Genomic DNA, 12,649 nt, shown 5'->3' on the forward strand with positions numbered 1-12,649 from the left:
AGGTGGACGATGGGAGGTGCAGGAATCGGACTCGACCGGGACAGCGAGGAGGTGCGGGGCGATGGCCACGTTCATGGACATCCACACCGGCATGCAGGGAATCACCGCCGACCAGCTGATGGAGGCGCACCGGGCGGACCTGGCGATCGAGGCGCAGGAAGGCGTGCACTTCAAGCAGGCGTGGGCCGACCCCGAGTCGGGCACGGTGTACTGCCTGTCCGAGGCACCGGACGCCGATGCGGTTCGGCGCATCCACGAGCGGACCGGGCACCCGGCGGCCGAGGTCCACCCGGTGCCGCTGGAGGTGTAGCCCGCGGCGGGCGGCTGACCGGAAACATTCGTACATACGAAGGAGGCCCCGAAGGCCTGCGGCATATGCCCTGAGCAACCCCGTAGCGGATGTTGCCAAACGCCTTACAGGCCGTCGCGGCCTGTGCAACAGTCGTTACCGGTCCTTCCTTCATGGCCGTGCCGCGCCTGTATCGGAGTTCTCATGCCGTCCCACCTGTTCGCGGACCGTCCCGCGCAGCCGCCCGAGCCGGGGTCGGTGGACGCACTGATTTCGCAGACCCGGCGCCTGCGGGGCGAAGTGGACGCCGTGCGCCGCGACACCGTCGTGGACGACGACGACGCCCAGGGCCGCTGGCAGCGCGCGCTGTGCGACCTCGCCGTCCACCACCTCGACGACCTGGGCCAACACCTCGGCCAGCTCAAGGAGGGCCTGCCGCCCGCGCCCGAGCAGTCCGTCGCGCCGCCCGGAGCGGCGCCCGAACCCCCGGTGGAGGACCGCCAGACCCGGGTCGGTAGCGCCGAGTGGAACCTGTTGACGGACGAGGTGACCTGGTCCGAGGAGTTGTTCCAGATCTTCGGCCGGTCCCCGGAAGCCGGCGCGCTGCCCTTGGACGAGCTGGGTTCCACCCTGTTCTCCGAAGACCAGCCGCTGCTCACCGCGATGGTCACCGACTGTCTGGTGGACGGCAAGCCCATAGACGGCGAGTTCCGCATCGTCCGGGCCGACGGGCGGGTCCGGACGCTGCACATGAGGGGCGAGCCGGTGCTCGACTCCGACGGTTGTACGGCATCGATGTGGGCCGTGCTGCGCGACGTGAGCGAACTGCGCCGCAGCCAGCGCGCGGTGCGCGAATCCCGCGACTCGCTCCAGCGTCGCCGGGAGATCGCGCGCACCGAGCACCGGCTGGCGGTCGAGCTGCAGGAAGCCGTGCTCCCCCCGTGGCGCGGCTCGCTGCGGTTCCCGCACGACAGCACCGGCGCCCTGGACGTGGCGGCGCACTACCTGCCCTCCGCCAGCAGCGCGCTGATCGGCGGCGATTGGTACGACGCCCTCGAACTGACCGATGGACGCTCGCTGCTGACGGTCGGCGACCTGACCGGGCACGGGGTGACCGCCACCTCCGGGATGGCGATGATGCTCGGCGCGCTGCGCGGGATGGCCATGGCCGGCATCGAGCCCGGCCCGTTGATGGGCTGGCTCAACCAACTGCTGGAGACCTCCGTGCAGCCGGCGCTGGGTTCGGCCGTCTGCTGCCGTTACGATCCCGAGCTGCGCCTGCTGTCCTGGGCGCAGGCCGGCCATCCCGCGCCGTTGCTGTTCCGCGGCGGCCAGGGCCGCTCGCTCCAGCCGCCGGAAGGGGTGCTGTTGGGGGCGACCTCCGGGGCGGTGTACGGCCAGGCCGAGGAACGACTGGAAGCGGGTGACGTGGTGGTCCTGCACACGGACGGACTGACCCCGCGCAGCATCGAGTTCAGCCGGGCGGACGGGACCGAGCGGCTGCTCGCGCTCGCGCCGCGGTTCTCGGCGGCGCGGTCCGCGCAGGACTGCGTACGGATCGTGCTGGAGGAGTTCGGGGACAACGAGCGCGAGGACGACGCCTGCGTGCTCGTGGCCCGGATCGGTTTCTGACCACGCCCGACGGTCTACGGGCAAGAACCTTCCGAGAACCGGGTCTTCTCCGGGCCGCGCCGCCGGGCGCGGCCTTTCCCGTCAGACCGTGCTCACCTCCACCGGGGTGTCCGGGAGGGCCAACTTGATCTCCTCGCGCAGGTCCTCGATCCGCGGGTAGCCGGAGTACTGGCCGGTGAGCCGGTACATCTCGCGCAGTCGGTCCCATGTCCGGTGCGAGGACGTCTCGTTCATCGACACCAGGGCGAGCCGGGCGTACCGGTCGGCCTGCTCCGGATCGTCGGCGATGAAGCAGGCCGAGGCCATGGAGATGTAGTCGAAGATCTGCGAACGCTGGTGTCCTTGGGCGCGCAGCCGCAGTGCCTCCTTGGCGTGGCGCTGGGCGATCGGCGCGGCCGTGGGGTCGTGGTCGGCCAGCGTCCGGAAGGCCAGCGCCTGCATCCCGTGCAGGTCCGCCTCGTCGAAGTGCTGCATCCAGGACGGCGGCGGCACGTCGCCCTTGTCGGAGACGAACAGGTCCTCGGCCTCCCCGAGGGTGCGGCGCATGGCCTGGCCCTTGCCCATGGCCGCCTGCGCCCACGCCTCGATGGTCTGGAGCATGGCGCGGGTGCGCGGCAGGGTCTCCTCCCCGGAGCCCGACTTCGCCAGCTTCATCAGGTCCAGGGCCTCGTGGGGCTTGCCCAGGTGCACCATCTGACGGGCCGCCCGGGACAGGGCCTCGCCCGCCCGCGGCCGGTCCCCGCCCTCGCGGGCGGCGTGCGCGGCGATGACGAAGTACTTCTGGGCGGTGGGTTCGAGGCCGACGTCGTGGGACATCCAGCCGGCGAGGACCGCCAGGTTGGCGGCCACTCCCCACAGCCGGCGCTGGAGGTGGTCGGGATGGTGGTAGGCCAGCATGCCGCCCACCTCGTTGAGCTGGCCCACCACGGCCTTGCGCTGGAGTCCGCCGCCCCGGGAGGCGTCCCAGGCGCGGAAGACCTCGACGGAGCGCTCCAGGGCGTCGATCTCCTGCGAGCCGATCGGGGCCGCCTCGTAGCGGTCGTACCCCGTCGGGTCGGCCTGGTGGGCGCCCCCGCCGAAGCGGTGCGCGTCCTTGGCGGTGGCGGGATCGGTGTGCAGCCAGTCGTACATGGCGTTGCTGAGGACTGAGCCGGCGGTGAGCGCGGCTCCCGCGCCCATCAGACCGCGACGGTTGAGCATGAGGTCCATTCCCGTGAATTCGGTGAGGACCGCGGCTGTGCGTTCGGGCGCCCAGGGCACTCCGTCGGGGTTCTCCTGCACCCCGTCCGGCTGCCGCTTCGCGGTGCGCCGCTGCCGTACGAACCCGAGGTCCTCGATGGTCACGACACGACCGAGCCGCTCGGTGAACAGTGCTGCCAGTACCGTGGGCACCGGTTCGCGCGGGGTCTCCCCCATGTCGATCCAGCGCCGCACCCGCGAGGTGTCGGTGGCCAGTTGGTGGTGACCCATCGCGGCCGCCTGCCGGTTGACCATCCTCGCCAGTTCGCCCTTGGACCAGCCGGCCAGGCCGAACAGGTCGTTCAGACGGGTGTTTGGACCTTTGCTCACGTCAAGCCCCCAGGTTCTCGGCTGACTTGACACTAGCCCGCCGTCAGGTGCCCAGCGACTATTCGCCAGGGTTCGCCAGGGTCCGCCAGATGGTGTGCCACCCGCGACGGGGTGTCATGTAGGAATGCGCCTCCCCGACCCGGCCCCCGGCGGAACTCCCCAGGGTGAAGCACGGGATCCGGCGGGGCGGCGTACGCAACTCGTCGGCGCACGAAGGGAACCGTAAACGCCATGTACGCAGCAACGTCCTCCGTGTCCGCCCCGGTCCGGCCGCACCGCACGCTCCAGGCGGGCGGCGGCCCCTACCTCGACCCCGGCCGGCCGGCCGCCCCGGCGCAGGGCGCCGTACGGGCCCGGCGGATGCCGGGGACCGGGGCCCAGCCGCTCAGCGGAAGAATCGACCTCTCGGGGCCGCAGGGCGCCCAACTGCGCACGGCGCTCGCCTCGGTGCAGCGGATCTGTCCCGAGTTCGCGCCCGTGCAGGTGCTGCGGCGCAGCGGCCGGTCGGTCCTCCTCGTGGGGACGACGGGCCGGATGACCGCCGTCGCGAAGGTTTTACTGGACCATTCGCCCGAGTGGCGCGAGCGGTACCGGCACGAAATAGCTGCGTACCGGGCGTTCGTCCGGCACCGTCCGCCGGTCCGGGTGCCGCGGTTGATCGCCGCCGACCCGGAGAACTGCGTCCTGGTCGTCGAGCGGATGGCGGGTCGGGTCGCGGCCCTGCAGCGGCATCCCGTCGAGGCCCCGCCGCGGGCCGACGTACGGGCCGCGCTGGGAGCGGTGTGCCGGGTGAACCAGTGGCGACCGCCGGCCGAGTTGTTCGGGCACCCGCTGGACTACACCCGTCGGATCGCCCGCGACCACCAGCTCGGCTTGCTGACCGACCGGGACTTCGGCGACCTCCAGAAGCTGCTGCACGGTCTCAAACTGGCCGGTACGTCCTGGCAGTTCAACCACGGTGACGCCCTGCTGTCGAACCTGCTGCTCTCCCCGGCGGGGCCGGTCCTGCTCGACTGGGAGCACGCGGGCTGGTACCTGCCGGGTTACGACCTGGCCACGCTGTGGACGGTACTGGGCGACGCACCGGCGGCGCGCGGTCAGATCAGCCGGCTGGCGCAGCAGCAGGGGCCGGCGGTCAGGGACGCGTTCCTGGTCAACCTGATGCTGATCCTGACCCGGGAGATCCGGATGTCCGAAACGGCGGTGCAGCGCTCGATGCAGGCCACCGCCCCGATGCAGCCGCTGCCGGCGGGCGCCTTGTCCTCGGGCGAGGAGCAGCGGCTGCTGCTGCGCCGGTTGCACGACGACTGCGGGATGGCCCGCAGGGCGGTCCGCGCGGTGGTCGGCACCCGCTGACGCACCGCGCCCCCCGTACGCGAGGTCCCGTGGCTCCCACCGCCGCGGGGCCTCGCTCGTGTGCGTACGGGGCGGCGCCATCCGGGTGGCCGAGTCGGGGGCCTTGACATCACATGATCCTCCGAACAGGTTTCTGACACAGCATCAGACGTGCTGGAACAGTCGCCCCCTCCCACTCCCCGGAGCCCGCCCATGTCCGAACGGTCCGATCACGCACGCGCCCCGTTCCCCGCCCGCCGGACGGTCCTCGCCGGTACCGGGGCCGGGGTGCTCGCCGCCACCGTGCTGCCGGCCGCCGCCGCGCGCGCCGCGGCCGACTCCGCCTCCGACGGGGCTCCGCTCGGCGAGTACGACGTCGTCGTGGTCGGGTCGGGGGCGTCCGGGATGACCGCCGCGCTGACGGCCGCCGGGCGCGGGTTGAGCGTGCTGGTGGTCGAGAAGGCCCCCACCTTCGGCGGGTCCGCGGCCCGTTCGGGCGCCGGGATCTGGCTGCCGAACAACTCGGTGATCCTCGGGGCCGGGGTGCCGGACACCCCGGAGAAGGCCGCGACGTACCTCGCGGCGGTGGTCGGTCCCGACGTACCGGTCGACCGGCAGCGGGCGTTCCTCGCCAACGGGCCCCGCATGCTGGACTTCGTCATGGCTCACAGCCCGCTGAAGTTCCGTTTCATGGACGGCTACAGCGACTACTACCCGAACCTGCCCGGCGGTCTGTCGAACGGGCGCTCCGTCGAGCCCGACCAGATCGACGGGAATCTGCTCGGTGCCGAACTCGCCCGGCTCAATCCGGCCTACATGCCGGTGCCCGCCGGGATGGTGGTGTTCAGCCAGGACTACAAGTGGCTCAACCTCGCGGCGGTCACCGCGAAGGGGCTCGCGGTGTCCACCGAGTGCCTGGCGCGGGGCACGGCGGCGGCGCTGCGCGGCGAGAAACCGCTGACCATGGGCCAGGCGCTGGCCGCGGGGCTGCGCGCGGGCCTGCTGCGGGCGGGGGTGCCGGTGTGGCTCGACAGTCCGCTGGTCGATCTGGTCCAGGAGGGCGGGGCGGTCACCGGGGTGGTGGTGGAGAAGGAGGGCGTACGGGCGGTCGTACGCGCCCGCAAGGGCGTGATCATGGGGTCCGGCGGCTTCGAGCACAACGCGGCGATGCGGGCCCAGTACCAGCAGCAGCCGATCGGCACCGAGTGGTCGGTGGGCGCGAAGGAGAACACCGGCGATGGCATCAGGGCAGGTCAGCGGGTGGGGGCGGCGCTCGCGCTGATGGCGGACGCCTGGTGGGGGCCGTCGATCCCGTTACCCGGCCAGCCGTACTTCTGCCTGGCGGAGCGAACCCTTCCGGGCGGACTGATGGTGAACGCGAACGGCACCCGGTTCGTCAACGAGGCGGCCCCCTACAGCGACGTGGTGCACGTGATGTACGAGAAGGACCGGGGCGCGCCCGGCTCGCACATCCCGGCCTGGCTGATCGTGGACCAGAACTACCGCAACCGGTACCTGTTCAAGGACATCCTTCCGACGCTGCCCTTCCCGGACGCCTGGTACGAGGCGGGGGCCGCGAAGAAGGCGTGGACCTGGGACGCGCTCGCCGGGCAGATCGGAGTGCCGGCCGCCGCGCTGCGGGCGACCTTGAACCGCTTCAACGCACAGGCGTGGAACGGCTCCGACCCCGACTTCCACCGCGGTGACACGGCGTACGACCACTACTACACGGACCCCAACGTCCAGCCGAACTCGTGCCTGGCGCCGATCTGGGCGCCGCCGTTCCACGCCTTCAAGATCGTGCCGGGGGACCTGGGGACCAAGGGCGGCATCGTCACGGACGCGCGGGCACGGGCGCTGCGGGCAGACGGCTCGGTGATCCGGGGCCTGTGGGCGGCGGGCAACGCCAGTGCGGCGGTGATGGGCCACAGCTACGCGGGGGCCGGATCGACGATCGGTCCCGCGATGACGTTCGGCTATGTGGCGGCGAACGACATCGCGGACGCGTAGGGGCGCCCGGCGCCGCGCCGGGCCTCTCAGCCCTGCTGGAACAGCTCCGCCGGAAGGGGCTTCAGCAGGGCGTAGAGGTCGTCGGTGATCGGGCGGTCCCAGCTGGCGATGGTGACCAGCACGTTGTCGCTGCGGTCGAACTGGACGCAGGAGATGCGGGACTCCGAGAGCTTGACCTTGCGCACGATGAGGAGGTTGTCGCCCTGCATGACGGGGCAGTCCTCGACCCCGGTGACCTCGACGTCCTCGTCGTTCTCCAGGGCGTCCAGGAGCTGGGCCACCTCGAAGGGGACCTGCTTGTCGGCGAGCTCCCGGGCGGGTGAGCCCTCGGGGAGGTTGCCGATGATCATCGCGGGGCCGCGGCCGCCGAAGAGGTCGTAGCGGAGGAAGACACCCTGGCAGCTGCCGTCGGGGGCGGGGAGCAGCCCGGCCCCGAGGTTGCCCGGCCAGTCCCCCGGGTCCATGGCGAGGACGTCGAAGTCCGGGCCGGCGGGGGTGGCGGCGCGGTGGCGGCGGAGGAAGGACATGCCGCCATGGTACGTGTCCGGACGGCTTTTCCGGCCCCGGGCCCCGCTTCCACGCCGGGGCCGCGCCGTACCCCGGCCGGGGCGGGGCACCGCCTCGGCCGGGGCTGGGCGGGGGCTCGGCCGGGGCTCGGCGGGGGACCGCTGCTCCCGCCCGTGCCTAGACCGGCGGGACCAGCGTGAAGTAGTGGTCGAGGCGGTCGGCGTCGCCGGTGACCGTCAACGCGGAGGCCGGCAGCCGCTGCCAGAGGAACAGCGCCAGGTCCGAGGCCGTCCCGGCGGCTTCGACGTCCACCGCACCGGCGGCACCGCGCTCCAGGAGCACCTCGTCCCCGCTGAAGGTGACCGTCCAGGACCCGGCGGCATCGGTCCGGCGGAAGCGGTACCGCTCCCCGGCGCCCGGTGGGGCGGATTTCCAGAAGCGCCGGGCCGGGGCCATCACCTCGAAGGTGTGGGGGACGGCCTCGGCCGCGATCCGGGGGTCGACGGGCGCCGGGGTGCCCGTGGCGGCCTCCGCGTCCCAGCGGTGCAGCGCGAGCTCGATCAGTTGCATCCGCTGCCAGAAACCGCTGGTCTTCGTCGCCGACCAGGTCCACACCGGCACGTCCGGTCCGAGCGCGCGGAACAGTTCCTCCAGGGTCGCGGCGCCCTCGGCGAACCAGTCGGTCAAGCCTTCCGGCGCGGGATCGAGGCCGGGCGTCCGGTCCGGCATGGGCCATGCGGCCAACGCGGCGGGGTCCGAGGGGAGCCCGTAGAGGGAGAGGTCGGTGGGGTCGGGGGCCTCGGTCAGCCGCTCCCGGAGGATGTGCGCGAGGTAGCGGTGCACCGAGCCCAGGTGGCCCACGAGGTCCGACACCGACCAGCCCGGACAGGAGGGGACCAGGGGTGGCCGGCCGCCGGGGTCCAGCGCCGTGCGGGCCGCCTTCTCGAACGCCCGTGCCTGCGTGTGGAAGAGGTGGAGCCGGGTGATCTCGTCCATGCGGCCACTGTGCTCCGGCCGCCGGCGGATCGGGCGGCTTTGGGCTCCCGGCGAACGACTTCGGCTGCGGGCGAACGGCTCCGAGCCCCGGCGGGCGCCTTCACGTGCCCTCGTAGAGTCGGCGCCGCCACCACGGGAGCGGGCGCCCGGACCGGTCGCGCCCCACGGGTACGGGTGCGGGATCGGGGAGGGTGCGACGGCGGAACTCGGCGTCGAGGGTGCGCAGTACGCGCCCCAGCGCGGACCGCGCCTCGGGTGTCAACCCGCGGTACAGGTCGGCCAGTTCGTCGCGCACCGCGGCGATGTCGTCGAGCGCGCAGCCGGGGCAGGCCGGGACGGTCGGGCGCACCAGGAGGAGCCGGCCGCCGGGACGGTCCAGGAAGGCGCGGTACAGCGCGAGCCGGACGGCCAGGTCGGGGGCACGACCGCGCAGCACGTGGTGGATCAGCGCGCTCGCGGCGGGCGACAGCCGGTCCAAGGGCGGCAGTTCACGGGTCCAGGCGGGCGGCCGGCGGCCGTCGAACGGTCCTCGTCGGGCGCGTAGCGCGCCGGGACGGTTACGCGGCATCGCCCTTTCGGCGGTTGATCGTCATGCCGGCCATGATCGCAGAACGGGTCCACCCCCGCCAGGCACCGGGCGGCGGCTCCGCGCCCGGTGCCGGCGGCGGACCGCGCGGGCGTCAGGTCAGGTCAGGTCGAATTCTCCGCCCCGGGCGTCCAGGACGAACTTGCGCCACTCGTCCGGCGCGAAGATCAGCGACGGGCTGTCGGGCCGCTCGCTGTTGCGCATCGCGATGAACCCTTCCACGAAGGCGATCTGTACGTCTCCGGTGCCCCGGCTGCTCGATCGCCAGTCGGCCCCGCTGAGATCCAGGTCCGGCTTTCCCCAGCCTGCGGGGGCCTGCGAAGTCATGCTCTCGGCCACGTGCGTGCTCCTCCCGGTACGTCGTCCGAGGGCCAGGTTAACCACGTGGGCGGGCGCCGCACAGGCCCCGCCGAACGGGTCGCCCCGATGGGAACCGGTCGCGGCCGTCCGGCGCAACGTCCCTCAGCACGTGGGCGGTTCGGCCCCCACCAGCCACATCGCGAAGAACTGCGCCCCGCCGCCGTACGCGTGCCCGAGGGCCCGGCGGGCGCCCGCGATCTGGTGTTCCCCCGCCTGACCGCGTACCTGGAGGGCCGCCTCGGCGAAGCGGATCATGCCGGAGGCGCCGATGGGATTGGTCGACAGGACACCGCCCGACGGGTTGACGGGCAGGTCGCCGTCGAGTTCGGTGACCCCGGCCTCGGTGAGTTTCCAGCCCTCGCCCTCCTCGGCGAAACCCAGGTTCTCCAGCCACATCGGCTCGTACCAGGAGAACGGCACGTACATCTCCACCGCGTCGATCTCCCGACGCGGGTCGGTGATCCCGGCCTGCCGGTAGACGTCGGCCGCGCAGTCCTTGCCCGCCTGGGGGGACACGAAGTCCTTGCCGGCGAACAGGGTCGGTTCGCTGCGCATCGCCCCGCCGTGGACCCAGGCCGGCGGCCGGGGCGAGCGCGCCGCGCCCGCCCGGTCGGTGAGCACCATCGCGCAGGCCCCGTCCGAGGAGGGGCAGGTCTCCGAGTACCGGATCGGGTCCCACAGCATCGGTGACGCCTGGACCTTCTCCAGGGTGATGTCGTGCTCGTGCAGGTGCGCGTACGGGTTCTTCAGCGCGTTGCGCCGGTCCTTGTACGCGACGAGGGAGCCGACCGTGTCGGGAGCCCCGGTGCGCCGCATGTACGCGCGCACGTGCGGCGCGAAGAACCCGCCCGCGCCGGCCAGCAGCGGCTGTTGGAAGGGGACGGGCAGCGAGAGGCCCCACATGGCGTTGGATTCGGACTGCTTCTCGAAGGCCAGGGTCAGGACGGTGCGGTGGACGCGGGCCGCCACCAGGTTGGCGGCGACGAGCGCGGTCGACCCGCCGACCGAACCGGCGGTGTGGACGCGGAGCATGGGCTTGCCGACCGCGCCGAGGGCGTCCGCCAGGTACAGCTCCGGCATCATCACCCCTTCGAAGAAGTCGGGTGCCTTGCCGATGACGACGGCGTCGATGTCCGCCCAGGTCAACTCGGCGTCGGCGAGGGCGCGTACGGCGGCCTCGCGGACCAGTCCGGCTATGGAGACATCGCGGCGGGCGGCGACGTGCTTGGTCTGGCCGACGCCGACGACGGCCACGCGCTCCTTCGATGTGGCGGCCTTGCTCATGCTCGGTCCCCTTCCAGGACGGCGACCAGGTTCTGCTGGAGGCAGGGGCCGGAGGTGGCGTGCGCGACGGCGCGGTCGGACGCGCCGCGGTGGATGCGGGCGGCGGCCTCGCCGATGCGGATCAGACCGGCGGCCATGATCGGGTTGGCGGCCAGGGCCCCGCCGGACGGGTTGACGTGCACACCCTCGTCGAGCCCGAGGGCCTTGCGCAGCACGACTTCTTGGGAGGAGAACGGCGCGTGCAGCTCCGCCGTGTCCACGGGTGCTTCGAAGAGGCCCGCGTGGGCGGCGGCGAGGCGGGTGGAGGCCGAGTCGGTGAGGTCGCGCAGGCCCATGCCGTGCGCCTCGATCCGGTGGTCGATGCCGGTGATCCAGGCGGGCCGCTCGCAGAGCCGGCGGGCTGTGTCGCCGGCCGCCAGGATGACGGCCGCCGCGCCGTCCCCGATGGGCGGGCAGTCACCGGTGCGCAGCGGCCGGACCTGGTAGTCGCCCTGCGGGACGGCGCCGCTGAGCTGGGCGTGCGGGTTGCCGGCGGCGGAGGCCCGGCTGCGGGCGCCGATGGCGGCGAGGGTGGGCTCGTCGGTCTCGCCGGCGTCGATCAGCGCCTGGGCCTGGAGGGCGGCCAGGGCGACGGAGTCGGGCCAGAGGGGGGCGAGGTAGTAGGGGTCGAGTTGGCGGGTGAGGACGTCGCGTACCGGTCCGGGCGACGACTTCCCGTACGCGTAGACGAGCGCGGTGTCGGCCTCCCCGGTCTGGATCTTGACCCAGGCCTCGTAGAGGGCCCAGGCGCCGTCCATCTCGACGTGGGACTCGGAGATGGGCGGCCAGGCGCCGACGCCGTCGAGGGTCATGGTGAAGGAGAAGGCCCGGCCGGCCAGGTAGTCGCTGGAGCCGGAGCAGGTGAAGCCGATCTCGCCGGTCTTGAGGCCGGTCCGGGCCAGCACCTGGTGGAGCACCGGCATGACCATCTCGACTTCGCTGAGTTCGTCGGTGCGGCGCCGGTGGTCGCTCTGCGCGAAGGAGACGACCGCGACCTCGCGGGCGTACCTGTTCGTCGTGGGCATCAGATGAGCTCCTTGTACGCGTCGTAGTCCGCGTCCGGTTCGCCGGTGGGGCGGTAGTGGTCGGGGTACCGGCCGCCTTCGGTCCACACCGGTTCGACGCGCAGGCCCATGCGGACCTGGTCGTAGGGGATGCCGCCGATCCGACCGTGCAGGGCGAGGTCCGCGCCGTCGAGGGCGATGTGGGCGTAGACGTAGGGGACTTCGATGTCGAGGTTGCGGGCCTTGATGTTGACGACGCAGTACGTGGTGACGGTGCCGGCCGGGCCGACCTCGACCCGGTCGGTGGTGGCGACGCCGCAGGTGGGGCAGGCGCCGCGCGGGGGCACGTACACCTTGTGGCAGGAGGGGCAGCGCTCGCCGACGGTCCGCCGCCCGGAGAGGGCGTTGATGTACGCGGTCTGCGCGCGGCCGGGGCTGTAGGTGTAGTCGAGCCGGGCCTCGGCGACGATGCCGGTGACGGGGTCGGCGAAGTGGGCGTCGTGCGGGGTGGGTCGTGGCTCCGCGGGCGCGGGACCTTCGTGGGGCTCGAAGCACGCGATGTCCGTGATCGCACCGGTACGTTCGGCGGCCCAGCGGACGCGGACCCGCATTCCGGTGTGGACGGCGTCGGGCCCCGGTGCGTCGAGGGCGTGGAGGAGGGCGGTGTCGGCGCCGTCGAGCGTGACGAGCACCCAGGCGAAGGGCCGGTCCAGGGGCTGGTGGGGGCGCGGCTCGTCGTTCCAGGCCCAGGTGGTGACGGTGCCGGTGGTGGTGACCTGGACCAGCTCGCGGATCTCCTCGGCGGTGACGGGGTCGTACTCGACGGGCGGGACCATCACCTGTCCGGCGGTGGTCCGGACGCCGAGTACGACGCGGTCGCGCAGACCGGTGAGGAAGGCGCTCTGCACGGGCCCGAGGGACCGGGTGAACGGGAACTCGACGACGAGGGGCGCGCGCAACACCTCGGGCGGCGGCGCGGCGGCTTCGGCTGCGGTCATGGGCTGGGCTCCTATCTGCGGGCACGACGGGTCACACGCC

Annotated in this window: 12 protein-coding genes; 4 read left to right on the forward strand and 8 right to left on the reverse strand. The window is 72.8% G+C overall.

The annotated features are described in order from the left end of the window. The first annotated feature begins 61 nt into the window (after nucleotides 1–61). Together ACFVXJ_RS03330 and ACFVXJ_RS03335 are read left to right on the forward strand one after the other, a co-directional pair. Nucleotides 62–310: an SCO4226 family nickel-binding protein gene (locus ACFVXJ_RS03330; RefSeq protein WP_389657772.1), complete on the forward strand. Its 249-nt coding sequence runs from the start codon at nucleotides 62–64 to the stop codon at nucleotides 308–310. Nucleotides 311–493: 183 nt separating this feature from the next. Further along, a complete protein-coding gene (locus ACFVXJ_RS03335; RefSeq protein ID WP_389657776.1) occupies nucleotides 494–1,921 on the forward strand; it encodes a PP2C family protein-serine/threonine phosphatase in 1,428 nt (475 codons plus the stop codon). A gap of 81 nt (nucleotides 1,922–2,002) precedes the next feature. On the opposite strand, the gene ACFVXJ_RS03340 is transcribed toward ACFVXJ_RS03335, so the two are convergent. Continuing rightward, on the reverse strand, nucleotides 2,003–3,490 hold the full coding sequence (locus ACFVXJ_RS03340) for a hypothetical protein (RefSeq protein ID WP_389657779.1): 1,488 nt from the start codon (nucleotides 3,488–3,490) through the stop codon (nucleotides 2,003–2,005). Between the two features lie 231 nt (nucleotides 3,491–3,721). Between ACFVXJ_RS03340 and ACFVXJ_RS03345 the strand changes: the two genes are divergently transcribed. Next, nucleotides 3,722–4,846, forward strand: a complete 1,125-nt coding sequence (locus ACFVXJ_RS03345) for an aminoglycoside phosphotransferase family protein (protein WP_389657782.1) — start codon at nucleotides 3,722–3,724, stop codon at nucleotides 4,844–4,846. Between the two features lie 192 nt (nucleotides 4,847–5,038). Further along, nucleotides 5,039–6,835 carry a 3-oxosteroid 1-dehydrogenase gene (kstD, locus tag ACFVXJ_RS03350; RefSeq protein WP_389657785.1) on the forward strand — a complete coding sequence of 599 codons (1,797 nt, stop codon included), beginning with the start codon at nucleotides 5,039–5,041 and terminating at the stop codon, nucleotides 6,833–6,835. Nucleotides 6,836–6,861: 26 nt separating this feature from the next. Here the strand turns inward: kstD and ACFVXJ_RS03355 are convergent, their stop codons facing one another. The 7 genes from ACFVXJ_RS03355 to ACFVXJ_RS03385 all read right to left on the reverse strand — a co-directional run bounded on the left by ACFVXJ_RS03355 (nucleotide 6,862) and on the right by ACFVXJ_RS03385 (nucleotide 12,609). Next, the gene (locus ACFVXJ_RS03355; protein ID WP_361312019.1) at nucleotides 6,862–7,362 is read right to left on the reverse strand and encodes a hypothetical protein; all 501 of its coding nucleotides are present in this window, start codon (nucleotides 7,360–7,362) and stop codon (nucleotides 6,862–6,864) included. 157 nt (nucleotides 7,363–7,519) lie between these two features. Beyond that, nucleotides 7,520–8,338 carry a maleylpyruvate isomerase family mycothiol-dependent enzyme gene (locus ACFVXJ_RS03360; protein WP_389657788.1) on the reverse strand — a complete coding sequence of 273 codons (819 nt, stop codon included), beginning with the start codon at nucleotides 8,336–8,338 and terminating at the stop codon, nucleotides 7,520–7,522. 100 nt (nucleotides 8,339–8,438) lie between these two features. Beyond that, the gene (locus tag ACFVXJ_RS03365; protein WP_389657791.1) at nucleotides 8,439–8,906 is read right to left on the reverse strand and encodes a hypothetical protein; all 468 of its coding nucleotides are present in this window, start codon (nucleotides 8,904–8,906) and stop codon (nucleotides 8,439–8,441) included. Between the two features lie 117 nt (nucleotides 8,907–9,023). Further along, nucleotides 9,024–9,251: a DUF397 domain-containing protein gene (locus ACFVXJ_RS03370; protein WP_389658610.1), complete on the reverse strand. Its 228-nt coding sequence runs from the start codon at nucleotides 9,249–9,251 to the stop codon at nucleotides 9,024–9,026. 135 nt (nucleotides 9,252–9,386) lie between these two features. Continuing rightward, on the reverse strand, nucleotides 9,387–10,568 hold the full coding sequence (locus tag ACFVXJ_RS03375) for a thiolase domain-containing protein (RefSeq protein WP_389657794.1): 1,182 nt from the start codon (nucleotides 10,566–10,568) through the stop codon (nucleotides 9,387–9,389). Next, on the reverse strand, nucleotides 10,565–11,632 hold the full coding sequence (locus ACFVXJ_RS03380; protein WP_389657797.1) for a thiolase domain-containing protein: 1,068 nt from the start codon (nucleotides 11,630–11,632) through the stop codon (nucleotides 10,565–10,567). Before ACFVXJ_RS03380 ends, ACFVXJ_RS03375 begins: the two co-directional genes overlap by 4 nt. After that, entirely contained in the window at nucleotides 11,632–12,609 is a 978-nt protein-coding gene (locus ACFVXJ_RS03385) for an OB-fold domain-containing protein (RefSeq protein ID WP_389657800.1), read from the reverse strand. The genes ACFVXJ_RS03380 and ACFVXJ_RS03385 overlap by 1 nt, the downstream gene beginning before the upstream one ends. Between the last annotated feature and the right edge of the window lie 40 nt (nucleotides 12,610–12,649).

Origin of the sequence: Streptomyces sp. NPDC058279 (assembly GCF_042881255.1) — a bacterium.
Lineage (GTDB): Bacteria > Actinomycetota > Actinomycetes > Streptomycetales > Streptomycetaceae > Streptomyces.